Origin of the sequence: Desulfatibacillum alkenivorans DSM 16219, assembly GCF_900142135.1 — a bacterium.
Lineage (GTDB): Bacteria > Desulfobacterota > Desulfobacteria > Desulfobacterales > Desulfatibacillaceae > Desulfatibacillum > Desulfatibacillum alkenivorans.
This window is the reverse complement of the sequence record NZ_FQZU01000009.1, coordinates 52,535-74,509: the sequence shown is the minus strand read 5'-3', so window position 1 is coordinate 74,509 and position 21,975 is coordinate 52,535. Positions and strand designations below refer to the sequence as shown.

Below are 21,975 nucleotides of genomic sequence, written 5' to 3'. Positions count from 1 at the left end.
GATATTGACGGTAATAGGGCTCGCAGCGGCCCCCGCGCCGGTGCAGGGGAAAATCCAAAGCTGGTCCGAGGCGGGGCTGGAGGAATTGGAAAAGGGGCTTTACGATCAGGCCATCAACTCCTTCACCAGGGCGCTTGAAATCAATCCGGCAAACTGGCAGGCCTACAATAACCGCGGGCTGGTCTACGGCATTAAAGGGGAATTGGATTTGGCCATCCAGGATTACGGGAGGGCCATTGAAATCAACCCGGACTTCGTAGACGGCTATACCAATCGGGGCGCGGCCTGGTTCTATAAAGGCAACTGGGCGAAAGCGCTGGCGGATTGCAGCAAGGCCATGAGCCTGGATTCCAACGCCATATGGGCTCAAAACCAACTGGCATGGATCCTGGCCACCTGCCCCAAGGAAGACTACCGCAACGGAAAAAAAGCCCTGGAACTAGCAAAGCGAGCCATTTCCGCGGAAGACAACCTGCTGTTTTACGACACCCTGGCAGCCGCCTACGCCGAACTTGGAGATTTCAGACGAGCGGTCGCCAGCCAGGAAGAGGCCATAAAACGCCTCAAACTTCAGGATTCAGTCTCTCAAGACACTTTAAATGCCTATAATGACAGGCTTAACCGATACAGAGCCGGACTTCCCTGGCGCATCGGGACCATTCAGAAAGTGGAGGGGCCTTTGCAGCCAGTGGCCGTATCCATGAATACAAGCCGCTCCCCAAGAGTAACCTCCGACCGGGCGGTAGACCCTATTCAGGCCTCGCCCCTGCCCGTTCCCGCAACGAACCAGGCAGTTCCGGCGCCGGCGCAGTCGGAGACCAGACCGCAGCAGGTTGCGGCCAAGCCTCAGCCTCAACCGGCGAGGGTCAAATCCGCAAAAAAGACTCCGGCGGCGTCTACGGCGCCCAGGGGGTATTCCATTCAGGCGGGCGCTTTTTTGTCCTTCGCCAACGCAGGCAAGCAAGAGGCCTTTCTTAAGTCCAAGGGATACGCCGCCAGGACCCACGTGATCAATTCCGCGTCCGGCCGGGTGTGGCATTTGGTGCTCATAGGCGACTACCCCACCCAGACGGCGGCCAAATCGGCAGCGGGAGATCTGACCGCCAGGGAAAACATCGCAACTGCGATCTTCCCCATGGATCTCAAGTAAGAATCCGGGCCGCAACGGCCCCCATCCAGATTTTTATTGACAATCGAACGGGTCTCCCGTATTTTTGTCCAAACGATTAATTTTTTCTTTTCTGTGGGTCCGCCGATATTTTTTAGACCCGGAAACTGGCTGGACGTCCAGCCAATATTTTAGTTGAGAGGGGTCGGAATGAACCAACCCAAGGGAAACGCCAAAATCCGGAAAATCCTGGAAGCAGCCAGGGTCATCCTGGCCGAAGAAGGATACACAGCAGCGACCATCAGCCAAATAGCCTCCAAGGCGGAAGTCAGCCGAGGGCTGCTTCATTATCATTTTAAAAGCAAGGAAGATCTGCTTGTGCAGGTTTTTCGCCATAACATGGAAGATATTCTGGAGGCCACCAACACTATTTTCAGCAAAGCGGAAAATCTTTCTGATCTTGCCGCAGGCCTGACTCAGGCCTTGCAGTTTATCTTGGAGTCGGACCCATATTTTTTCACCTTGTTTATGGAAAGTTGGACCCTGGTCCGGCAAGGGCCGGAGGCCATGACGCTGCTCAGGGAGTTTCATGCAAGGTTCAGGCAGGCCATCCTTGACGGGCTGGATGGCATGGAGCAAAAGGGGGCGATTCAGCCTGCGAAAAACCTTAAGGGAATGGCTGCCGTCCTCACCGCCATAGTGGATGGAATCAGCCTGCAGATGACTATTGAACCTGTATTGAGCAAGGACAATTCCATATGGGATGCGGTTCGCTCGGCGATTGTGCTGCTGGCCGGGCAAGAGGGAGAGTCTTAACAGGAGCGAGTGAAGCAAACTTTGGGGGGAGGAAACTATGGAGGCGGCTAAACTTGGAGCCAAGGCTGGGAAAGCGAAGGAAGAGTATACAGGAAGGCCCGGGGATTTTTGGAGGATGCATGGCTGGAGGCGGCCGCTGCATTTTCTTCATGCTGTGATCTACTACGGAAACACAAGGCGCTACGTGCATGTTTTGACGGTGGTTCTCACGTATGTCATGAAGCGGTCTCCCATATTTTTAAATAACAGCGCTGCATACAAATGGCTGCTTAACTGGCTTCCAAGAAGGTATCACGGCAAGGTGCTGACTCACGAGCACGCCGCCCAAATTCTTACCCTGAACCAGGACGTCCACGTGCAGCCGGACCAGGCTAAACGGGTTTTAACCTACGACATGGTCAACCAAATTGTTCTAAAGAATCCCAACTCTGTGGCTGTTGGGGATTGCGCATGCCGGGTGCGGCGGGAGAATCCATGCACGCCCTACCATGTGTGCATGTTTGTGGGGGAGCCTTTCGCCACTTACGCGGTGCAGCACGGCAGGGAGAAGCTGAATATCCACTACGTCACCCAGGAGGAAGCCCTGGCGGTTTTGCAGCAGGCGCATGAAGCCGGGTACGTGCACAACGCCTTTTTTAAGGACGCGGCGGGAGACCGCCTGTTCGCCATATGCAATTGCTGTTTGTGCTGCTGCGGCGGCATGCAGGCGCAGAGCTGGTTTCGGGATTTTTTCCAGGGCGACAACCCGGAGCTGAAAATGCTGGAGTCGTCCGGATACGTGGCGGTTCATGATCCTGATAAATGCCAGGGATGCGGCCAGTGCGTGGAGGCGTGCGGTTTTCTGGCGGTGAAAATGGAGGATGGGCGGCCTGTGGTGGAGCCGGACAGATGCCTTGGGTGCGGCATATGCGCGGACAAATGCCCGTCAGGGGCCATTGTCCTGAATAGGGACTATTCCAAGCCGGAGCCTTTGGATCTATCCGCGCTGGAAACCATATAGGGGGACTACCAAGGAGGGGTGCATGAAAACGATTGAGACGGATGTGGTTATAGCGGGTTCCGGACCTGGAGGGGCCACAGTGGCCCGGGAGCTTTCTTTGGCAGGGAAAAGCGTGGTGATCCTGGAACGAGGCGCTCATCATAAAGTTCGGGGAAACGTGGCCGGGCCTTTCACCATGGTAGAGAAAATGGGCTTTACCTGGTCCAGGGAAGGCCTGAACATGCTGCGCGCCCTGACCACCGGGGGAAGCTCCATGCTCTTTTGCGGAGCGGCCATTCCGGCGCCCTCGTGGCTGCTTGAAAAGTACGGCGTTGATCTGACGCCTTTCATGGAGGAGGCGGCAAGGGAAATCGGAATAGCCGCTTTTCCTGACAGCCATATCGGCCCCGGCGCCCGCGCCCTTATGACGGCGGCTCATAACCTGGACATTCCGTGGGAGCCCATGAAGAAATTTATCCGGCATGATTTATGCGACCTTTCCTGTCCTGTATGCATGTACGGATGCAGGAAAAAGGCCAAATGGACGGCCAGGGATTATGTGGAGGAAGCCGTTCAAAACGGCGCCCGGTTGATTAACAAAGCGCGGGTTGACAGGATAATGGAAAAAAACGGCAAGGCGTCCGGAGTCCTGGCCAAAACCCCGGAAGGGGAGTTGGCGGTAAGAGCCAAAGCCGTGGTGATAGCCGGCGGGGGGCTTGGCACGCCGGTCGTACTGCAGCGCTCAGGGATAGAAAACGCCGGCCAGGGGCTGTTTGCGGATCCGCTGGTCATCACCTACGGCGTGTATAACGGCCCGGACATGGATATGCGCAAGGAAATCCCCATGTGCTGCGGCAAGCTGGAAAATTCGGACGACGGCATCATCATAGGCGACCTTATGGACCCCATGCCAACGTTTCTATTGCAAATGATCTATAAAGGACCCGGGCATATTCCCAAAACTTTGTCCCACTCCAAAATGCTGGGCGTCATGATTAAAATCCAGGATGAAATATCCGGCCGCATCTATCCCGACGAAACCTTTTCCAAGCCTCTGACGCCCGCAGACCAACAGAAGATCGACCGGGGCATAGAAATTTCGCGCAAGATACTGGCCCAAGCCGGCTGCAAACCGGAAACTATCGTTTCCACGCCGGTCAGAGCCGCCCATCCGGGAGGAACGGCGCCTATCGGCCAGGTTGTGGACAAGGATTTGGAAACCCGGATTAAAAAATGTTTCGTATGCGACGCCAGCGTGTTTCCCGAACCTTGCGGCCTGCCTCCGGTTTGGAGCTTAATCGGGTTTGGGAGGCGTTTGGCGCAAACCCGCTTGATTGATGCAATTTAGCCAGTAAAAGCAAAGTGCTCTTGGCTTGCAGTAATTGTTCAACCAAAGGCATCAAAACTGATAGAACTTCTTTATTTACCTCGAGAAAGCCAGGATTAAACTTGTAATTTATTCGATCCTGTGGTAAATGCTTCTCATCCATCACATCACCTTAGAAAATTCGATGAGCAGCAATGAACCACGCCACTTTAAAGACGCTGATAACCTCTTATAATGCGGATCCTGGGGCCCAAGGCCTTTTAATGGCTATTGTCAGAGCTTGCCTGGAGCTGGAGGAATACCAAACCGGCCTGGAACTATTAGCAAACCAGGACGCCGGTCTTGGGCGATTATCGCCGGAAGAGCAAGCGGACGCCGCCAAGTTGTGCCTTAAGGGCAAAGCGCCGGAACTGGCTTTATCGGTATGCCTGGACGGAGATCCCCGCTGCCTGGTTCTGCGCGCCAGGGCGCTGCTTGAATTAGACCGGCGGAAGGAGGCCCGGGATCTTTACGCCAGCGCTTTAGAAAAAAACTCCGCCTTGGAGGACCTGCATTTTGAGGCTTTGTTAGAGGCCAAAGCGGTTGAACAAACTTGTGCGGGCAAGGGCAAGGTTACCCATCTGCGCGTCATGGCAAATGGAGACGGGGACGAACCTGAGTTGAACCGGTTATTGGCGCCCCCGGAGCAGCCCGTTACGTTTGAGGATGTGGGGGGCCTGGACGGCATCAAGCAACAAATCCGCCGAAAAATCATCCTGCCTTTTCAAAAACCGGCCATCTTTCAAAAATTTCGTAAAAAGGCCGGAGGCGGCATATTGTTATACGGACCGCCGGGGTGCGGTAAGACGCTGTTAGCCAAGGCGACGGCTGGAGAATGCCAGGCCGCCTTCTTCAGCGTAGCGATTTCCGACATTTTGGACATGTATGTCGGGGAGTCGGAGCGGAAGCTCAACGCCATCTTTGAAAATGCCAGGTTGGAAGCGCCTTCGGTCATATTCTTTGACGAGTTGGAGGCGATTGGAGGCAAAAGGAGGTTTTTCAGTGAAGGAGCCTCCTCCAATTTGGTCAGCCAGTTTTTGTACGAGCTTGACGGTTACTCTCAGAATAATCAGGGCTTGCTTGTTTTAGGCGCCACTAACGCGCCCTGGGCCGTTGATCCCGCCTTTTGCAGACCAGGCAGGTTTGACAGGGTATTTGTCCCTCCACCTGACAGGGAAGCCAGGGAGCGGATTATAGAAATCCACCTTAAGGAGCGGCCCGTTGCTGACAGCCTAAGTCCCAAGGCTTTAGCAAAGGCTACTGGAGGTTTTTCGGGCGCGGATCTGTGCAATTTGGTGGAAACCGCGTGCGACTTCGCTATTGACGCCTCTTTAACATCCGGGGAGGAAAGGCCTCTAACCAGCGAGTTTTTCCAGACAGCCTTGAAAGAGGTAATGCCCACGATTATGGAGTGGCTTACCACGGCCGGGAAATACGCCGGGCGCGCTAATGAGTCCGGCCAGTACAATGACGTTTTGGAATTTTTAACGAAGCACGGACAGTGACCCCGCGTTCACTACTCCAAACAAACCCTTCCCATGGCTTAAAAGAAAAATAAATCAGCCTGTTCCGGCTTTTTTTTCTACTTTAGCGCCTTAGGTGAACTTTTTAAATTGAGCCTCAATACAAAAATTTATCATGTAAAATTAACAGCTTATTATTATGGCAAATCTCTTAATAGACGCTTTATCTCAACAACTGCTTCTCCGGGATTTTTAACCAGAATAAACATGCCTGATTTCGCCATGTTCGCCACTACCGGGCCGGGATCCCAGCCCATGCAAATAACCGGACGCTGGCTTTTTATGGCCAGGGCGATTTCAGAAAGAGTGCCTGCGGCGCCAGGACAGGCCACCACCACTTGGGAGGACAGGACATTGATGTAATTTCGGGCGGCGTTCATGCCGGTGAGGATCGGTATGTCTATGTATCGGGAGGTCTGGGATGCATCTGTGTCCGGCAGCACGCCGATGGTCAGGCCTCCGGCTTCTTTGGCGCCCTTGGCGGAAGCGTCCATAACCCCGGCGGCCCTTCCGCCGTTTAGAAGCGCCCAGCCTTCCCGGGCGATGAGTTTGCCCAACTCATAGGCCTGGGCCTCGCTGTTATCCGTTGCACTGCCTCCGCCCATCACGCCGATAACGATCATGGTTTGCCCCTCCGGATAGGGGGTCAAGTCTACGTTTGACGTTTGGCCTTGTATTTTGGTTCTCAAACGTCAAACGTAGACTTGACCCCATTAATGGTAAAAAGGCAGGGCCTCCTTTTAGAAGCCCTGCCTTGATATCAATACAGAATCCTTGGAGCCTTACCAGCCCAGCTTAAGGTAGTCTTCCATGGAGTTGGCTGCGGCGCGGCCTGCGCCCATGGCCATGATGACCGTAGCCATACCGGTGACGATATCGCCGCCGGCCCACACGCCCTTCATGGTGGTTTTGCCCGTGTTGGGGTCTGCCACGATGTAGCCCCGTTTGTTCAGTTCCAGGGCCGGGGTGGTGGAGGTGAGCAGCGGGTTGGCGCCGGCGCCCACGGAGATGACCGCCAGGTCGCATTCCAGATCGAACTCAGAGCCTTCGATGGGAACGGGGCGGCGGCGTCCGGAGGCGTCTGCTTCGCCCAATTCCATTTTCTGGCAATGCATGGTGGTGAGCCTGCCGTTGTCGTCGCCGGAGAAGGACAAGGGAGCGGTCAGCAGGAAGAGTTCAATTCCTTCTTCCTCGGCGTGATGGATTTCCTCGCCGCGGGCGGGCATTTCCTCGCGGGAGCGGCGATACACGATCTTGACGGTTTCCGCGCCCAGGCGCATGGCCGTGCGGGCGGAGTCCATGGCCACGTTTCCGGCGCCGATGACGACCACGTTCTTGCCGATGACGATAGGCGTATCGTATTCCGGGAAGAGGTAAGCCTTCATGAGGTTGGAACGGGTCAGGTACTCATTGGCGGAGTATACGCCGATGAGGTTTTCGCCGGGGATGCCCAGGAAGTAAGGCAGGCCTGCGCCGACGGCCACGTAGATGGCGTCGAAGCCTTCTTCGAACAATTCCTCCAGGGACTTGATGGCGCCCATGACCTGGTTGCACTCAAACTTGACGCCCAGGCGTTCCATGTAATTGATTTCCGCAAACAGGATTTCCTTGGGCAGGCGGAATTCGGGAATGCCGTACAAAAGCACGCCGCCGGGTTTATGGAAAGCCTCGAACACGGTGACGTCGTGCCCGTTCAGGATCAGGTCGCCCGCCACGGTGAGGCCGGAGGGGCCGGAGCCGATGACGGCGACTTTCTTGCCGGTGGCGGGTTTTTTCTCGGGAATCTTGACAGCGCCTTCCTTGCGCTCCCAGTCCGCCAAAAAGCGTTCCAGACGCCCGATGGCGACAGGTTCACCCTTTTTGCCCAGGATGCACTTGGCTTCGCATTGCACTTCCTGGGGGCAAACGCGGCCGCATACTGCGGGCAGAGCGTTGGTTTCCTTGATTTTTGCGATGCCGGCGGCGAAGTCGCCCTTGGCGATCTGCTTGATGAATCCGGGGATATCGATGCCCACGGGGCAGCCCTGACGGCAACCGGGATTCTTACATTGAATGCACCTGGAAGCCTCCAGCATGGCTGTTTCTTCTGAGTAGCCGTAAGGAACTTCTTCGAAATTTCTTGCCCGAACTTTAGGATCCTGCTCGGGCATTGGCTGCCTGGGGACCTTTTCTTGTTTTTCTGCCATTATAACACCCTCTCTTTTGAGCCGATGGGTTTAGTAAATGCGTTTTTGCCTGGATGCAATAAAACCTATTCCTTGCAGGAGCAGTTGCAGGACGCCGTGAAACGGTCCATGGAGACCTTTTCTTCAGCCATGTAGCCTGCGAGGCGCTGGGAAAGTCCGTCGAAGTCCACTTTGTGGCCGTCAAACTCGGGGCCATCCACACAAGCGAACTTGGTGTCTCCGCCAACGGAAACGCGGCAGCAGCCGCACATGCCGGTGCCGTCCACCATAATGGCGTTCAGGCTGACCAGGGTAGGCACATCGTATTGCTTGGTCACGGAGCACACGAACTTCATCATGGGCACGGGGCCGATGCCGACGACCAGGTCGACTTTCTCGCTCTCCAGCCTTTTTTTCAAAAGGTCCGTTCCAAAGCCATGATAGCCGCAGGATCCGTCGTCCGTGCATACTTCAAACTCGGTGGAAGCGGCTTTCATTTCATCTTCCATGATCAGCAGCTCTTTGTTGCGGGCGCCAATGATGCCGATGACCTTGTTGCCCATCTCCTTGAAACCGCGGGTGATGGGATGGAGCACTGCCACGCCGGTGCCGCCGCCGATGCAAACCACGGTGCCGATATTGTCAATATGGGTGGGCTTGCCCAAAGGTCCGGCGATGTCCATGAGAGCGTCCCCGACCTGCAGGGTCTTCATCAGAGAGGTGGTTTTGCCGACAATCTGATAAATCAAGGTGATGGTTCCCCTTTCAGGGTCGGTGTTGGCCATGGTCAGAGGAATTCTTTCCCCTGTCTCATTCACGCGCAGAATCACAAACTGGCCGGGTTTGGCTTTTTTTGCAATTTGCGGGGCCTCGATAACGTTTTCGACCACAGTTCCCTGGGCCATTTCCCGTCTTGATAAAATTTTAAACATCGAAAACCTCCGGATAGGGGGTTCCCGGGCTTGCCATGTATTCACTTGACGCCTTACTTGAAACAAAAGGCATGGTTTTGAAACAAAAAACCGGGTGTTCAGGCAACTTACCGCGGAACCGAAAGTTATATTATGCGCCAAGTGAAACATTTCCTTGGCGAAGAACCAAAACAGCCCACATGGCCTATAGGCCGTGTGGGCATGCTTTAGAAACCTTATTGAGACAACAAGGTGGTAAACAGAATTTAGTCTGACTAACTAGACCATTCCCTTGAATCCCATGAAAGCCAAAGCCAGCACGCCCGCAGTGATAAGACCGATGGACGTATCCTGCAGGGGTTTGGGCACCCTGGCGAGGATGATGCGCTCTCTGACGCCTGCGAACAGGATCAGAGCCAGACCAAAGCCGGCGGCGTAAGCAAAGGAGGACACCAGGGTTTCCAGGAAGCCGTAGCCCTCTTTCATGTTGATGATGCAGACGCCGAACACGGCGCAGTTCGTGGTGATCAGGGGCAGGAAGATGCCCAGGCCGGCGTAGAGGCCGGGGATGCTCTTTTTGAGGAACATTTCCACAAACTGAACCAAAGATGCAATAACCAGAATAAAAGCGATGGTTTGCAGATATTCCAGCTTGAACTTATCAAGGATGAAGTACTGGACAATCCAGGTGATGGCGCCCGCCATAACCAGGACGAAGATAACTGCCATGGCCATGCCCAGGGCCGTCTCCAGTTTTTTGGAGGTTCCCAGGAAGGGGCAGTTGCCCAAGAACTGGGCCAGAAGAATGTTGTTAACAAAGATGCAGCTAATTATAAGAACTATGATATCGCCCATTGTTACGTCTCCTGCGGCTTCCGCCGCTACGGCTTGAATTCCCGCCTATTTGCTGGGTACCAGGTTCATGAGGCAAAGCATAAGTCCCAGTCCGATGAACGCGCCCGGAGCCTGGACCATGAAAGCAAACGGCGTGTACCAATCCGCCGAAAGTATGGTCAGGGTGGGGCCGAAGGGGACGGTGAAGCAACCGGTTCCGATCACTTCCCTGACAGCGCCCAAAGCGCCCAGGGCCATGGTGAAGCCCAGGCCGATTCCCAATCCGTCCGCGATGCTGGGAAGCACGGGATTTTTATACGCAAATGCTTCGGCGCGCCCCAGCACAATGCAATTGACGACGATCAGAGGGATAAAGATGCCGAGCATGCCGTATAGCGGATAGGTGAAGGCCTGCATGAGCATTCCAACCAAGGTGACGAAGGTGGCGATAACCACGATAAAGCAGGCGATGCGCACTTTGGCCGGAATCACTTTGCGCAGCACGGAAACCAGCAGGTTGGCGCAAACCAGCACGAAGGTGGTGGCCAAGCCCATGCCAACGCCGTTTTGCACGGTGGTTGTGACGCCGAGAGCGGGACAGAGGCCCAACACAAGCCTGAAAGGCGGAATCTCCTGCCATAAGCCTTTGGTGAATTCCTGAGTCAGTGTTTTAGCCATGGTATTGATCTCCTATCCTTATATCGCCTTCACTTTTTCAAGAATTTCAGGCTTAATGGATTTGTAGGTCTCGCCGGCGGAGGTAACTGCAGCGCAAACAGCCCTGGAGGTTACCGTTGCTCCGGTAATGGCGTCTATGTCGCCGCCGTCCGCCTTGACGGAAAAGGACTGCAACAAGCCCAAGCCCTTAAACTGGTTGGCCAGATCAGGTTCGTCCTTGGCTCTGGAGCCGAAGCCGGGGGTTTCCTGACTGACGGTCACGCCGATGGCGACCATCTCGTCGGTGTCCAGGTTGACGGCCACCATGACGCCCAGGGGGCCGCCAAAACCCGTGCTTTTGGCCTCAAAAGCCACCGCCTTGGGTTCTCCATTATAAACGCCAGGGAAGATCGTTACATTTTCGTCGTCCCCCAAATCGATCTTGAAACGCTGGTCCACCAGGGTGTCCAGGTTGTCCGCGTCTTTAAAAATAGTCTGAAGCGTCGGCCACTGCTCGTTGTTCAGCACCTGCATTTCTATGAGAGGGGCCGTTTTTTGCTCCGCAAAAGAGAGCAGAAAGCCGGAAGCAGCCGCCAGCAAGGTGAGGACCACCACCATCTTAACCATATCATTCATTTTCCACCACCTTTCCCAACGCCTTGGGCCGGATGTTATCCAACAGGGGGTTGAGGATATTCATGAGCAGGAAGGCGTAAATCACGCCGTCCGGATATGCTCCGATGTTTCTGATAAGTACGGTCAACACCCCGGCGCCAATGCCGTAGATCAACATGGGTATGAGGTTGACCGGCGTGGAGGAGTCTTCGGCCATGAAAAAGAAAGCGGCAATGAGGGTGAAGCCCGTCAGCACGTGGAAAGCGGCGCCTGCGTATTTTCCCTCGGGACCGAATGCGGAGAACAGGGCCGCGGTGACGATGACGCCCGCCAGGTAGGACAGGCAGAGCTCCCAGCGGAGGTAGCCGCGGACGATCAGATAAAGACCGCCCACAATCAGGCCCAGGCCGAACATGGTTCCGATGGATGCGCAATGCTGCCCCAAAAGAAGAACTTGGGGGGGGAACGCCGCAGCGGCGTCCGCGCCGGCGCCGGTCCATACTGCGGATTTAATGGCGACAATGGGGTTGGCCATATTGAAATCGAAAATATAGCCGGGCGCCAGGGAGGCGTCCACATCCAGAAATACGCCCCAGGACAGCCTTGTTATGGCGTAGCCCAGAACAACGGGATTGAACGGGTTGCCGCCCATTCCGCCGTAAACCACTTTTCCGAGCAGGATCGTCACAAAGGTCATGGTGAAGATTACCCACCAGGGGACGACCGGCGGCATGAGCATGCCAAGAATCAGGCCGGTCAGGGCCGCGTTTCCGTCGCCGATGGTGGGGGGCTGCTTCATAATCCGGTTGAAAAGCAGTTCCCATGCCATGGCGGTGGAGACGCACAGGCAGATCACGCTAAGGGCTGCGACGCCGTATTGCAGTATCCCGAAGAACACCGCCGGGAGCGCCGCCAACATCATGTTATAGCTTTTCTTGGATATCCGGTCCCCGTTATGGCAATGGGGCGCGTAGGATACCACAAATTTTTTATTAGTTTCCATCTATTCCGCCTCCGGGGCCATCCGGCTCAGTTCGAACTTGGCCAGCCCAATGTACTGATAAATGGGTATTCTTGCGGGGCAGACAAAGCTGCAGAACCCGCAATCCACGCAGGAGAGCAGGTCGTACTTTTCGGCTGCATCCACGTAGAGTTGGTTTTCGAGAAAGCGCACCAGCATGTTGACAGGCACTTTGGCGGGGCAGACCTTGATGCATTCTCCGCAATTGACGCAAGAAGCGTCTTCGATTTCAGGCAGCTTGGCGCCGTCCTGCACCATGATTGCGTCCGTGCCGGGAAGAACCGGCAGAGAAGTGGAGTAGGTTGCAACGCCGGTCATGGGTCCGCCCAGGATCAGCCTGTCCCCGTCATTAAGCGCAATGCGCTTGACGTCCAGCACGTCCTGGATAGGCGTTCCCACGGGAACCTGGACGTTCAAAGCCTCTCCATCCTTGGCGACAAGAGTCACGATCTTGTTGACGCAGGGCTTGCCGGTCTCGCAGGATTCGCCCAGAGCGGCGACCGCTTCCGCGGAAAGGCAGAGGACGCCCATGTCTTCCAGGGTCTTGCCAGCCGGAACGGTTTTTCCCACGATGTTGTGCATGACCAGTTTGGGATTGGCGGAAGGATAGGAGGCGCCCACTTCCTTGATGGTGCATTTACAGCCCTGGACGTTGCCGGTCAGATCGGAAGGCACGACCAGGATGATTTCGGAAACGCCCGTGATCTTCTTGAGAGTCTCGATCCCCTTGGCCAGATACGCCCCCCTGGTTTTGACCGCATATTGCACCGCAGTGGTCATCAGGTCCTGATCCATGCCAAGCACCAGGATTGTGTTGATGTTGGTTTCCGGGTCCAAAACGGGCTTGAGGCAAAGAGCCCCCGGGCCGTTTTGCAGGTTCGCCGCTACGGCCGCCAAATCCGGGTCGGAGCCCAGGGAATCCGCCCACTCCTGGTCATCAGCCGCTTCCACGGTGACGGCAATGAAGGCATTGGAATGCGCGTCCGTAAAAGGCTCCAGGGCCGTCACCTTTCCGGCGATAGTTGAAATGGCGTAGTCATCGCTATCCGCGATGGGCGCCAATGCTTGTCCTGCCTTCACCTCATCACCGACCTTAAGAGCCAAAAGGTCTGTACCTTCCATGGTTCCGGGAACCATGAACGTTGCAGTTTTTGAGGCAGGGACCTTTTTCAGCGGGATTGAAGACAGGGCCGCCAGCGTTGTGTATTCCAACGTTGGTTTAACCAGTCCTAAAAACGATCTTCGTTTCATCGGTGTTACCCTTTTTGGTTTTTACAATATATGCGCAAATGCGTTACTTATTATGAAATTCAGTCTGCACCGCCGGCCTATTTCACATGGCAATCGCCGCAGGCCAGATCCATGCCTATGTCTTCGTGGCAACCAATGCATTGATTGTGGAAGGCGTCTTTGCGGGCCACGCAAGGATCGCCCTTGGGCATTGACTTCAGGTGGCAGTCTCCGCATTTTTGCATTTCGGACAGTTCGTCCTCGGCCGTGTGGTGGCAGTCGATGCATGCGACGTCAAAATCTTCGAAATGCTCGTAATGCCCGAACATAACCTTGCCTTGCCCCCCTCCGAAGTCCAAAAGAATCCTGTTGGGCTCTTCCTGACTGTAGGCTGCATAGCACACCGCTCCCACCAGAAATAACGCAGCCATCAGGCACAAGGCGAGAAGGCGTTCCTTGTTTTTGTCCATTTTTGCTTTTTCCTTTTATCGGCTTCACAAAACAAAAGTGCAGTTGACGGGCGCAATGCCCGATGATTGACGTTGCCGACCTACCATAATGCACTGAACCTTTCAACCATTTTCTTCAGGAAGCGCTTTAAACCCTTGTTTGATAATGCTTTTCATTTGTTCAAAAAATCACAAAAAATAAAAGCTATTTCCTCTGAAAATAGCTGTCTACCGCGTCCGACAGAGCCGAGGCCGCCAAACCCGCGCAGTGGAGAGAGTCCTCCGGCAGACCTCCAAGCGCTTCCAGGATCACCTCTCCGGTGATATCGGTGAGGGCTTCCACGCCCTTTTTCATGGCCAGGTCCGCCGCCATGGAGCCGGAGCTGACGCTTGGCCCGCAACCATCCGTAAAAAAAGAGGAATTGATTACAATCCCGTCTTCAATCTTTAAATATATCTCCATGGAGTCGCCGCAGGAGCCGCGCACCTTTCCGCTGGCCGTGGCGTCCCCCATGCGGCCGAAGCGTTTGGGGTTGCGCCACCGTTCGTAGACTTCCCTGGAGTATTCTGCTTCCGCGTCCTTGTATATTTCCTCCTGGAGCTCGTCAGCCCAGGCGTCCAGTTCATCTTTCATGGAATTGTCCTTATCAGGCGGATTCCTTTTCTTCCCGCAACCGCTGTTTCACGGTTTTTTTGCACAGTTCCCAGGTCATGCAGGCGGACCTGAATTTGCAATAGCCGGTAGGGTCCGTGCACGACTCGCAATTGTCCAGGCATTCCTGGCAATAACCCACGTTCATTTTCTGGCAAACGACCCGAGCCTCGCGGTCCGGGTGATTTCTGCATTGCACAACTTACTCCTTATCCGCTTTGGCTGCAGCCAGCCCTTCCAGCACTCCGGCCGCCAGCAGCGGAACCATGATTTCGTGATGCCCGGTCAGGTGGATTCCCCTGCCCCCTTCCGCCGTGGGGCGGTTGACCACGTTGACCGTTGGCCGGTAATGCCGCATGAAATCCATGTTCACCGTAGTGAAGCCCCCGACTTCATTGCCCAAATTCCGGGCCAGGGAAAGGGCCTTTAGAAAGACCTCGGGCATGACCACGGCCGAGCCCACGTTCAGGAACACCCCCTGGGAAAGGCCGCTCACCAGATTGGCGAAGACCAGAAAGTCCCTGTGGGTGGCGGCGCCCGCGGCCTTGGGGTCGAAATCCGGGTGCATATGGATGATATCCGTGCCCATGGCCACGTGGACGGTCATGGGAACGCCCAGCCGGGCGCCTGCGGCGAAAATGCTGTCCTGAGCGTAAGGCAGGGCGTCTTCCAAAATCGCCTCGCCCACAGCCTGGCCCAAGCCCATTGATTCGGCCTCGGCCGACTTGATGGCCTTACTTAAAAAGTCCGCCGTCTCCCGGGCCATGCCGAACCCGCCGCTGCCCAGGCTTTGATCCACAAACTCCGAGGTCTTGCCCGCCAGGGCGATTTCCGAATCATGAATGATGGCGGCGCCGTTGGTGGAAACGGAGCGAATCACGCCTTTTTCCATAAGATCGATGAGGATGGGGTTCAACCCGACCTTGATGACGTGGGCGCCCATGGCCCACATGACCGGCTTTTGATTGTTCACGGCCCTGACAACGGTCTCTATGACCGCTTTGAGGTCCGAGGCGGCCAAAAAGTCAGGCAGGAAGTCCAAAAAATTCGAGTACGACCCGCCGGGGCGCCAGGGCTTGCCGAAAGCCTCCCGGCTGACCTTGCTTTTCCTGTCCGACAAGGGCGCGGTTTGTATGCCGGAGTTGTCGATTATTTCATAAGGCTTAGCCACCGTAATCAGGCCTCCCCTCCATCCGGGTATAAAATTTGCTCGGTCAGGCCGCACAGGATGTGGGCGAGGATCAAATGGGTTTCCTGCACCCTTGCCGTGACCCTGGACTTCACGCTGTAAACCAGGTCGTACTTGTCCTCATGGGCCAGCCCTCCCTGCCCCGCTTCCAGCAAGGTGAGCAGCCCCGCATCCCTGGCTAGGTCCAGGGCGGCCAGGACATTGGCCGAGGTTCCGCTTGTGGTGACGCCCCAGGCTATGTCTCCGGGCTTGCCCAAAGCCTGCACCTGTTTGGTGAAAACCTGGGCGTAGCTGTAATCGTTGCCGATGCTGGTAAGCACGGAGGTGTCCGTAGTCAGGGCGACGGCCGCCAGGGGGGCGCGCTCCAACTCGAAACGGTTAACGAATTCCGCGGCGATATGCTGGGAATCCGCAGCCGAGCCTCCATTGCCGAAAATCAAAATTTTGCCGCCGGAAGTCAGGCATTGAGCCAGCATGGTCGCGCCTTTGACCACCAGGTCCGCGTTTTCGTTAAAAAAAGCAGTCGAAATAGCCGTGCTTTCCCTGGCTATGTCCAGAACAAGGTTTTTCATGCCGATTCCCGCTTTATTTTGTCCTTGAGGTCTATGACCGATTCCCTGCACGGATGCCCTTGGGCCAGGGCTTTTTCGTAATGCCTGACCGCCTTGTGCAGCTCGCCGCGTTTTTCCAGGATGCTCGCCATTCTGTATTGGCAGAGTGCGTTTTCCGGGGCGATTTCTATGCTTTGGGTGGCAAAGCTAAGAGCGATTTCCGGATTTTCGCCGATCCGGTCGTAGGCGACAGCCAGGCTGGACAGGGATTCCGCCTCTTCGGGATTGCATTTTACGGCGTTGGCGTAAGCCTTGGCCGCCTCCGAAGGATTTCCCATTTCCATATAGCAATCGCCCAGATACTTATGCCCGGTCCAGGCGTCCTGGTTGGATGCAACGGCCTTGTTCAAATAGTCCAGCGCTTTGTCCGTTCGTCCTTTGGAAAGATAAATCTTGCCGGTTTCCAAAAGCAGTTCAAACAGGTCGGGCTCGATTTCCCCGGCTTGCAGAAAAAGCTCCAGGGCCTTGTCCCGATTCCCCATCATGAGATGGCTTACGCCCGTATTATAAACCGGCATAATCTCCGAGGGGTCCAGCTGAGACGCCATGTCAAACCGATCCAGGGCTTTGGGGTAGTCGCCCAGGACGGCGAAGCACACGCCCAGGCTGTTGTGCACATTCACGGCGCCCGAATCCACCAGTAGCGCCCGTTCATACTCCCGGATGGCGCCTTGGACGTCGTTGTCGTGATAGAGCTTGTCGCCGCTTATGTTCAGGCTGACGGAATCAAAAGCCGTAAACACGTCCGGACCGAAGAATTCCGCATGGTCCAAGGCCTTGAGTATGTTGTCGAAAATTTCCGCCTTTTTGAAATCCGCCGTAGGGAAGACGGCTGCGCCTATGGTGACTGTGGTCAGGCCATGCTCCCGGACTCGGTCCTGAATAGCCAAACCTATCTCGCGGCAATCCGCATCGGAGCCCTCGGGCAGGCACAGGGCGAAAACGCCGCGACCCAAAAGCCCCCATAAAAAGCCTTTTTCCGCGCAGGCTTTTTCCATGGCCTGGGCAGTGCTTTTCAGTTTTTCCAGTTGGGATTCCGGGGATTCCTCCCCTTCCGGCGGGTCCAAGGCGTCCACCTTGACGGAAACGGCGCCAAAGGCGTGGAGAGGCTTGACCTGAGCCAGGCAGGCCTCAATAAAGGCCTGACCGGCCTTCAAGTCCGGGAATAGCTCCGCCAATTCAGGGGGCAGGACTTCCCGGGCTTCTTTGACCTCTTCGTGGTCCAGTTGCGGTACAGCCTCGGAAAACAAAAAGGCTTCGGTAAGATGTCGATTTTTACGGTTCCCCAAAAACAAATGCTCCTTTGCCGTCAATTTTTGTCAAAAGGCGAAGCAGGCCTTTTTAGCTTCTCCCGGCGACCAGTTCCGCTGCATGGGCCGCCAGGGGTATTTCGTCATCTGCGATGGTGCGCATATCCAGGGTGAACACGTCGTCCTCAATGCGCCCCACCATGGGAAGCTCCAGTTCCCGCATGGCCTTTTCCACGCTATTGGCGGTGCGGCCTTCAATATAAATAGCTACGCCGAAGCTGGGCAGGTTTTGCAACGGCAGGGCGCCGCCGCCGACCTTGGAGTCAATGGCTTTCACCTTGGCGGAGAGGTTGTCCATCCCCAGCTTTTTTATGCGGGCCTGCAGGCGCCTGGCTTTTCGCTTGATGACTTCCGGGTCCATGGTCAGCATGCGCAGGGTGGGCACGGCCTCCATGCGCTTGATGGGATCCCGGTACAGCCGCAGGGTGGTTTCCAGGGCCGCCAAAGTCAGCTTGTCTATGCGTAAAGCCCGGGCCACGGGGTGCTTCTTGATTTTGTTGACGGACTCCGCCTTGCCCACGATGATACCGGCCTGGGGGCCGCCCAGCATTTTATCGCCGGAAAAGGTGACCACGTCGGCGCCGGCCGCCACGGATTCCATGACCGTGGGCTCCTTGGCCAGGCCGTATTGAGAGAGATCCACCAGGCTGCCGCTGCCAAGGTCCTCCATGACGATCAGGTCGTGCTTTTTGCCAAGATCCACGATTTCCTCCAGGCTGACGGAGGCGGTGAATCCGACCACGGCGAAGTTGCTGGTGTGGGCCTTCAAGAGCATGGCGGTCTCTTCGCCGATGGCGCTTTCGTAGTCGCGCATGTGAGTGCGGTTGGTGGTTCCCACTTCCCTGAGGATAGCGCCGCTGGACGCCATGACGTCCGGAATGCGGAAAGATCCGCCGATTTCCACCAGCTCCCCGCGGGAAACCACGACTTCATGCCCTTTAGCCAGGGCCATGAGGCTTAAAAACACGGCGCCTGCGTTGTTGTTCACCACCATGGCTGCTTCGGCGCCCGTCAATTCGCACAAGAGGTCTTCCACAATGGAAAAACGGGAGCCGCGCTTGCCGGCCTCCAAATCGAATTCCAGGTTGGAATAGCGCCCGGCCGCATTCACGATGTGGTCGCACACGACAGACGGCAGCAGGCTGCGGCCCAGGTTGGTGTGCACCACCACGCCCGTGCCGTTGATAACCCGCCTTAGGTTATCCCGCATATCCAGGGCTGCGAGAGCGCGCGCCCTTTCCAAAACCGAGTGCTCCAGGCTGTCGCCGATCCAGGAAGGGGCCTCGCCCGCGACCAGGCTGCGCCTGGCGTCTTCAATGGCGGTTCTGGCCGCTTTGAGGAGCACGGATCGGGGCGGGCCGCCGGATTCCGCCATCAGGGAATCCAGGATGCGATCCACCTTGGGCAGGGACTTTAACTGGTTGATAGCCATATTATTTTCAGACCTGAGTGGTTTATTCTGTTTTGTACTTTTTTCCGGCATGATTCTGTTTTGTTTGGATTGTTACTGTCAAACGTGTTATTCTGTCGTGACCTCGGTACATTGTCAACCTGAAAAGGAGGGTCTGGTGGACTTTGATCTTAATAAAGAACAAGAAATGATCCGTGACGCGGTGCGGAGCTTCGCCGAAAAGGAAATAGCTCCGGTCGCTTTGGAATTGGATGAGAAGGAAGAGTTCTCCCCGGAGCTTACCAAAGCCATGGGGGAAATCGGCCTGTTCGGCATGTTCGTTCCCGAAGTTTACGGCGGGCAGGAAATGGATTACATCTCCTACGCCATCGCCGTGGAAGAGGTGGCTCGCATTGACGGGTCCCAGGCCGCTACGGTGGCCGCGGGCAATTCCCTGGGAATCGGCCCCATCAATTATTTCGGCAGCGAAGAGCAAAAAAAGAAATACCTGCCCAAGCTGTGCACGGGCGAGGCCCTGTGGGGCTTCGGCCTGACCGAGCCCGAGGCGGGCTCCGACGCCGGCGGGTCCAAGACCACAGCGGTTAAGGACGGCAATGAATGGGTCCTGAACGGGTCCAAAATTTTCATCACCAACGCGGCCTGCGAACTCTCCCTGGGCGTGACGGTCCAGGCGGTTACGGGAACCCGGGCCGACGGCCGGCCGGAAACCACCTGCTTTTTGCTGGAGCACGGTACTCCCGGCTTTACGGCCAAGGCCATGCATAAAAAGCTCATGTGGCGTTCTTCCAGCACGGCTGAATTGTATTTCGACAACGTGCGCCTGAAAGAAGACGCCGTCTTGGGCAAGCCCGGTGACGGATTCAAACAAATGCTCAAGACGCTGGACGGCGGCAGGCTGTCCATCGGCGCCATGGGCCTGGGCGGGGCGCAAGGCGCTTATGAACTGGCCCTGAAATACGCCAAGCAGCGCAAGCAGTTTGGCCAGCCCATATCCAAATTCCAGGCCAACGCCTTTAAACTGGCGGACTGCGCCATGGAAATCGAATGCGCCCGCAACCTTCTTTATAAGGCTTGCTGGCTCCGGTCCCAGCACAGGCCGTTCCAGAAACTGGCCTCCATGGCCAAGCTCTACTGCTCCGAGGTCATGTACCGGGTGGCCAACCACGCCGTGCAGATTCACGGCGGTTACGGCCTTATGAAGGAATACAATGTAGAGCGCTTCTACCGCGATCAGAAATTGCTGGACATCGGCGAAGGCACGTCCGAAATCCAGAGACTCGTCATCTCCCGGTATATCGGGTGCTGATTTTTCTTTCAGCCGCGGCCGAAAAAACTTGAAGTGGAAAATGATAACGGGAAAGGCCTCCCCCAAAAGGGGCGGCTTTTCCCGTTTGCGCTTTATGGGGAAGTTCTTGTATACTATTTCAAGCGGTTAACTTTGAAGCGTAAACAGGACTATCATTGTCTTAGCCGGCGCCTTGATTAAGATGACGCTGGGTCCCCGCTTGCGGGGATGACGACTTATTGGGTTACTATAAGTTTTGGGGACGATTGGAATTTCATGGCGAATCCTATTCCCGAAAAGAAAATCATCATCATCGCCGGGCCGAACGGCGCGGGAAAAACCACCTTTGCCGAGGAGTTTCTGCCCAAGGATGCGGACTGTCCCAATTTTGTCAATGCGGACCTGATCGCAGCAGGACTGTCGCCCTTTGCTCCCGAGCAAGCCGCTATCAAGGCAGGGCGCTTGATGCTTCAGGAAATTCATGAATATGCGCGTAAAGGGGTGAGCTTCAGTTTTGAAACGGCCCTGGCGGGAAAAGGCTACGCAAGGTTGATTCCTGAGTGGCGCAAGTCAGGATACAGCGTTAAACTATTCTTCCTGTCCTTGCCCACGCCGGAATTGGCTATTGAACGGGTAAGGATAAGGGTAGCTTTAGACGGCCACAGCGTCCCCGAACCGGTGGTCAGGCGGCGATTTTCCGCTGGCTTGAAAAACTTTGAAGAAATATACAAACCCATTGTGGATGCATGGGTTTTATACGATAATTCAGCTAATTACCCAAAGATGCTTTCAGAAGGAGGGAATGATGGATAAGCAAAACCAGGAATCTTCCAATCAAAAAAAGCGTGATCCTGATATCGCTGCTTCTGAGGCAGCCCTGATCCGTGCAGGCAAACTGGCCCGCAAAAGGGCCCGCCAGGCAGGCATGGGCGTCATTGTCATGAGGGACGGCAAGATTGTGGAGGATTTTTCCCATCAAGAGTAGCAAGTTGTTCAATTCTATACCATTTTTGGAGGAAGGAGCTATGAAGAGACTGATTAGAGTTTTCATCCTGCTCGCCTTTCTATTCAATGCCATAATTCCATGTTTGAGCGCCAAAGGCGCTGTGGCTGATAACTTGTCAGAAAAGAACGAACCTGTGCTGCACAAAATGTCCTTCCAAGACCTGATTGAGTTGGACTGGTCCATGACCTTGTACGAAATTCAAGACGCCTATCCAGGCGGTGTTTTGATAGAGAACCCCAAAAAGGAGATTTTATCAGAATATAGTAGTTTGGCTAATCTGGAAGATATCGGGATCGAAGCAGATATATTTTTCATGCAAAATTCTGAATACTTACACGGCAAAATGGAGTGCAATCTCCCTGAAAGGATCATATTTATAGAGCATGAGGATGCAGAGAAAGCCAGGGAAACATTCCAAGTTTTAGAAAGTATGGTTGTCAGTCGATACCGTGCGAAAAAATTTGATAACTGCTTTGCGGACCCTGAGTGCGGGCTAAAAACAGAAATACAAAACGCTAAAGGCCTAAATATCAAAATTATTTTCAGGCACGACGACCAAACCGGCTACACCGCCATCAAAATGGAAACCTTAGACTTGGTAAATAATGAGGAATTTGAAGAAGAAGCCCCCCAAAAATGGAGGTATACAATCACTTATGAAGATGGGGAAGTGGTTGAGTTCAAAGGTGAAGGCGAGCTACCACTCCCTGAAACTGAGGGAGGCAGAAGGGTTATAAAAAAGCAGCTTTGGATCAACCCAAAATGATTTAGTTATTTGGCCGAATACATTGTGATTAAAAAGCCCGGGCGGAGCCAAGTAACTCGCTCCGCCCGGCT

The 21,975-nt window shown here is 55.3% G+C and carries 24 protein-coding genes; 9 read left to right on the top strand and 15 right to left on the bottom strand.

The features are described 5' to 3' along the window. Positions 1-4 precede the first annotated feature (4 nt). The 5 genes from BUE18_RS09805 to BUE18_RS09785 all read left to right on the top strand — a co-directional run bounded on the left by BUE18_RS09805 (position 5) and on the right by BUE18_RS09785 (position 5,774). Positions 5-1,150, top strand: coding sequence for an SPOR domain-containing protein (locus BUE18_RS09805; protein WP_170868318.1), 1,146 nt, complete (start codon positions 5-7; stop codon positions 1,148-1,150). A gap of 168 nt (positions 1,151-1,318) precedes the next feature. Beyond that, complete coding sequence (locus BUE18_RS09800; protein WP_073475269.1) at positions 1,319-1,924, top strand: TetR/AcrR family transcriptional regulator; 606 nt, start codon at positions 1,319-1,321, stop codon at positions 1,922-1,924. 37 nt (positions 1,925-1,961) lie between these two features. Continuing rightward, on the top strand, positions 1,962-2,924 hold the full coding sequence (locus BUE18_RS09795; protein WP_073475267.1) for a 4Fe-4S binding protein: 963 nt from the start codon (positions 1,962-1,964) through the stop codon (positions 2,922-2,924). 22 nt (positions 2,925-2,946) lie between these two features. Further along, the gene (locus BUE18_RS09790; RefSeq protein ID WP_073475265.1) at positions 2,947-4,251 is read left to right on the top strand and encodes a GMC family oxidoreductase N-terminal domain-containing protein; all 1,305 of its coding nucleotides are present in this window, start codon (positions 2,947-2,949) and stop codon (positions 4,249-4,251) included. Positions 4,252-4,493: 242 nt separating this feature from the next. After that, positions 4,494-5,774 (top strand): ATP-binding protein, encoded by a 1,281-nt coding sequence (locus BUE18_RS09785; RefSeq protein ID WP_244549302.1) that lies wholly within the window; start codon positions 4,494-4,496, stop codon positions 5,772-5,774. Between the two features lie 155 nt (positions 5,775-5,929). Here BUE18_RS09785 and BUE18_RS09780 read toward each other — a convergent pair whose 3' ends face one another. From BUE18_RS09780 to selA, 15 genes are all read right to left on the bottom strand, one after another. Further along, complete coding sequence (locus BUE18_RS09780) at positions 5,930-6,415, bottom strand: TIGR00725 family protein (RefSeq protein ID WP_073475261.1); 486 nt, start codon at positions 6,413-6,415, stop codon at positions 5,930-5,932. 159 nt (positions 6,416-6,574) lie between these two features. Further along, the gene (gene gltA, locus BUE18_RS09775) at positions 6,575-7,978 is read right to left on the bottom strand and encodes an NADPH-dependent glutamate synthase (RefSeq protein ID WP_073475260.1); all 1,404 of its coding nucleotides are present in this window, start codon (positions 7,976-7,978) and stop codon (positions 6,575-6,577) included. A 65-nt stretch (positions 7,979-8,043) separates the two neighbouring features. Beyond that, positions 8,044-8,889 carry a sulfide/dihydroorotate dehydrogenase-like FAD/NAD-binding protein gene (locus tag BUE18_RS09770; protein ID WP_073475258.1) on the bottom strand — a complete coding sequence of 282 codons (846 nt, stop codon included), beginning with the start codon at positions 8,887-8,889 and terminating at the stop codon, positions 8,044-8,046. Positions 8,890-9,147: 258 nt separating this feature from the next. Continuing rightward, on the bottom strand, positions 9,148-9,723 hold the full coding sequence (locus BUE18_RS09765; protein ID WP_073475256.1) for an electron transport complex protein RnfA: 576 nt from the start codon (positions 9,721-9,723) through the stop codon (positions 9,148-9,150). Positions 9,724-9,768: 45 nt separating this feature from the next. Next, positions 9,769-10,380: an electron transport complex subunit RsxE gene (rsxE, locus tag BUE18_RS09760; protein ID WP_073475255.1), complete on the bottom strand. Its 612-nt coding sequence runs from the start codon at positions 10,378-10,380 to the stop codon at positions 9,769-9,771. Between the two features lie 18 nt (positions 10,381-10,398). Next, positions 10,399-10,995, bottom strand: a complete 597-nt coding sequence (rnfG, locus tag BUE18_RS09755) for an RnfABCDGE type electron transport complex subunit G (RefSeq protein WP_073475253.1) — start codon at positions 10,993-10,995, stop codon at positions 10,399-10,401. Beyond that, on the bottom strand, positions 10,988-11,977 hold the full coding sequence (locus BUE18_RS09750) for an RnfABCDGE type electron transport complex subunit D (RefSeq protein ID WP_073475251.1): 990 nt from the start codon (positions 11,975-11,977) through the stop codon (positions 10,988-10,990). Before BUE18_RS09750 ends, rnfG begins: the two co-directional genes overlap by 8 nt. Then, positions 11,978-13,246, bottom strand: coding sequence for a 4Fe-4S dicluster domain-containing protein (locus BUE18_RS09745; RefSeq protein ID WP_139264665.1), 1,269 nt, complete (start codon positions 13,244-13,246; stop codon positions 11,978-11,980). It lies immediately after the preceding gene. Between the two features lie 77 nt (positions 13,247-13,323). Further along, on the bottom strand, positions 13,324-13,695 hold the full coding sequence (locus BUE18_RS09740) for a cytochrome c3 family protein (protein ID WP_073475247.1): 372 nt from the start codon (positions 13,693-13,695) through the stop codon (positions 13,324-13,326). Between the two features lie 184 nt (positions 13,696-13,879). Further along, entirely contained in the window at positions 13,880-14,308 is a 429-nt protein-coding gene (locus tag BUE18_RS09735; RefSeq protein WP_073475246.1) for an iron-sulfur cluster assembly scaffold protein, read from the bottom strand. Positions 14,309-14,321: 13 nt separating this feature from the next. Beyond that, the gene (locus BUE18_RS09730) at positions 14,322-14,525 is read right to left on the bottom strand and encodes a hypothetical protein (RefSeq protein WP_015949076.1); all 204 of its coding nucleotides are present in this window, start codon (positions 14,523-14,525) and stop codon (positions 14,322-14,324) included. Positions 14,526-14,528: 3 nt separating this feature from the next. Then, on the bottom strand, positions 14,529-15,497 hold the full coding sequence (locus BUE18_RS09725) for a GSU2086 family protein (RefSeq protein WP_073475244.1): 969 nt from the start codon (positions 15,495-15,497) through the stop codon (positions 14,529-14,531). A gap of 5 nt (positions 15,498-15,502) precedes the next feature. Then, positions 15,503-16,087 carry a D-sedoheptulose-7-phosphate isomerase gene (locus tag BUE18_RS09720; protein WP_073475243.1) on the bottom strand — a complete coding sequence of 195 codons (585 nt, stop codon included), beginning with the start codon at positions 16,085-16,087 and terminating at the stop codon, positions 15,503-15,505. Continuing rightward, positions 16,084-17,415, bottom strand: coding sequence for a tetratricopeptide repeat protein (locus BUE18_RS09715; RefSeq protein WP_139264664.1), 1,332 nt, complete (start codon positions 17,413-17,415; stop codon positions 16,084-16,086). Before BUE18_RS09715 ends, BUE18_RS09720 begins: the two co-directional genes overlap by 4 nt. A 52-nt stretch (positions 17,416-17,467) precedes the next feature. Continuing rightward, positions 17,468-18,868: an L-seryl-tRNA(Sec) selenium transferase gene (selA, locus tag BUE18_RS09710; RefSeq protein ID WP_073475239.1), complete on the bottom strand. Its 1,401-nt coding sequence runs from the start codon at positions 18,866-18,868 to the stop codon at positions 17,468-17,470. A gap of 136 nt (positions 18,869-19,004) precedes the next feature. Here selA and BUE18_RS09705 point away from each other — a divergent pair, with 136 nt between their 5' ends. The 4 genes from BUE18_RS09705 to BUE18_RS09690 all read left to right on the top strand — a co-directional run bounded on the left by BUE18_RS09705 (position 19,005) and on the right by BUE18_RS09690 (position 21,904). Further along, the gene (locus tag BUE18_RS09705) at positions 19,005-20,153 is read left to right on the top strand and encodes an acyl-CoA dehydrogenase family protein (RefSeq protein ID WP_073475237.1); all 1,149 of its coding nucleotides are present in this window, start codon (positions 19,005-19,007) and stop codon (positions 20,151-20,153) included. A gap of 255 nt (positions 20,154-20,408) precedes the next feature. Continuing rightward, positions 20,409-20,945, top strand: coding sequence for an ATPase (locus BUE18_RS09700; RefSeq protein ID WP_073475235.1), 537 nt, complete (start codon positions 20,409-20,411; stop codon positions 20,943-20,945). After that, the gene (locus tag BUE18_RS09695) at positions 20,935-21,117 is read left to right on the top strand and encodes a hypothetical protein (RefSeq protein WP_073475233.1); all 183 of its coding nucleotides are present in this window, start codon (positions 20,935-20,937) and stop codon (positions 21,115-21,117) included. The genes BUE18_RS09700 and BUE18_RS09695 overlap by 11 nt, the downstream gene beginning before the upstream one ends. A gap of 40 nt (positions 21,118-21,157) precedes the next feature. Beyond that, positions 21,158-21,904, top strand: coding sequence for a hypothetical protein (locus tag BUE18_RS09690; protein ID WP_073475232.1), 747 nt, complete (start codon positions 21,158-21,160; stop codon positions 21,902-21,904). Positions 21,905-21,975 lie beyond the last annotated feature (71 nt).

Excerpts from the sequence above, each read along its gene's own strand:
- BUE18_RS09765 (WP_073475256.1), bottom strand. The coding sequence starts at position 9,723 with ATGGGCGATATCATAGTTCTTATAATTAGCTGCATCTTTGTTAACAAC.
- selA (WP_073475239.1), bottom strand. The coding sequence starts at position 18,868 with ATGGCTATCAACCAGTTAAAGTCCCTGCCCAAGGTGGATCGCATCCTG.
- BUE18_RS09780 (WP_073475261.1), bottom strand. The coding sequence starts at position 6,415 with ATGATCGTTATCGGCGTGATGGGCGGAGGCAGTGCAACGGATAACAGC.
- BUE18_RS09695 (WP_073475233.1), top strand. The coding sequence starts at position 20,935 with ATGATGGATAAGCAAAACCAGGAATCTTCCAATCAAAAAAAGCGTGAT.
- BUE18_RS09720 (WP_073475243.1), bottom strand. The coding sequence starts at position 16,087 with ATGAAAAACCTTGTTCTGGACATAGCCAGGGAAAGCACGGCTATTTCG.
- gltA (WP_073475260.1), bottom strand. The coding sequence starts at position 7,978 with ATGGCAGAAAAACAAGAAAAGGTCCCCAGGCAGCCAATGCCCGAGCAG.
- BUE18_RS09740 (WP_073475247.1), bottom strand. The coding sequence starts at position 13,695 with ATGGACAAAAACAAGGAACGCCTTCTCGCCTTGTGCCTGATGGCTGCG.
- rnfG (WP_073475253.1), bottom strand. The coding sequence starts at position 10,995 with ATGAATGATATGGTTAAGATGGTGGTGGTCCTCACCTTGCTGGCGGCT.
- BUE18_RS09800 (WP_073475269.1), top strand. The coding sequence starts at position 1,319 with ATGAACCAACCCAAGGGAAACGCCAAAATCCGGAAAATCCTGGAAGCA.
- BUE18_RS09745 (WP_139264665.1), bottom strand. The coding sequence starts at position 13,246 with ATGAAACGAAGATCGTTTTTAGGACTGGTTAAACCAACGTTGGAATAC.
- BUE18_RS09735 (WP_073475246.1), bottom strand. The coding sequence starts at position 14,308 with ATGAAAGATGAACTGGACGCCTGGGCTGACGAGCTCCAGGAGGAAATA.
- BUE18_RS09790 (WP_073475265.1), top strand. The coding sequence starts at position 2,947 with ATGAAAACGATTGAGACGGATGTGGTTATAGCGGGTTCCGGACCTGGA.
- rsxE (WP_073475255.1), bottom strand. The coding sequence starts at position 10,380 with ATGGCTAAAACACTGACTCAGGAATTCACCAAAGGCTTATGGCAGGAG.
- BUE18_RS09770 (WP_073475258.1), bottom strand. The coding sequence starts at position 8,889 with ATGTTTAAAATTTTATCAAGACGGGAAATGGCCCAGGGAACTGTGGTC.
- BUE18_RS09700 (WP_073475235.1), top strand. The coding sequence starts at position 20,409 with ATGGCGAATCCTATTCCCGAAAAGAAAATCATCATCATCGCCGGGCCG.
- BUE18_RS09785 (WP_244549302.1), top strand. The coding sequence starts at position 4,494 with ATGGCTATTGTCAGAGCTTGCCTGGAGCTGGAGGAATACCAAACCGGC.
- BUE18_RS09750 (WP_073475251.1), bottom strand. The coding sequence starts at position 11,977 with ATGGAAACTAATAAAAAATTTGTGGTATCCTACGCGCCCCATTGCCAT.
- BUE18_RS09690 (WP_073475232.1), top strand. The coding sequence starts at position 21,158 with ATGAAGAGACTGATTAGAGTTTTCATCCTGCTCGCCTTTCTATTCAAT.
- BUE18_RS09795 (WP_073475267.1), top strand. The coding sequence starts at position 1,962 with ATGGAGGCGGCTAAACTTGGAGCCAAGGCTGGGAAAGCGAAGGAAGAG.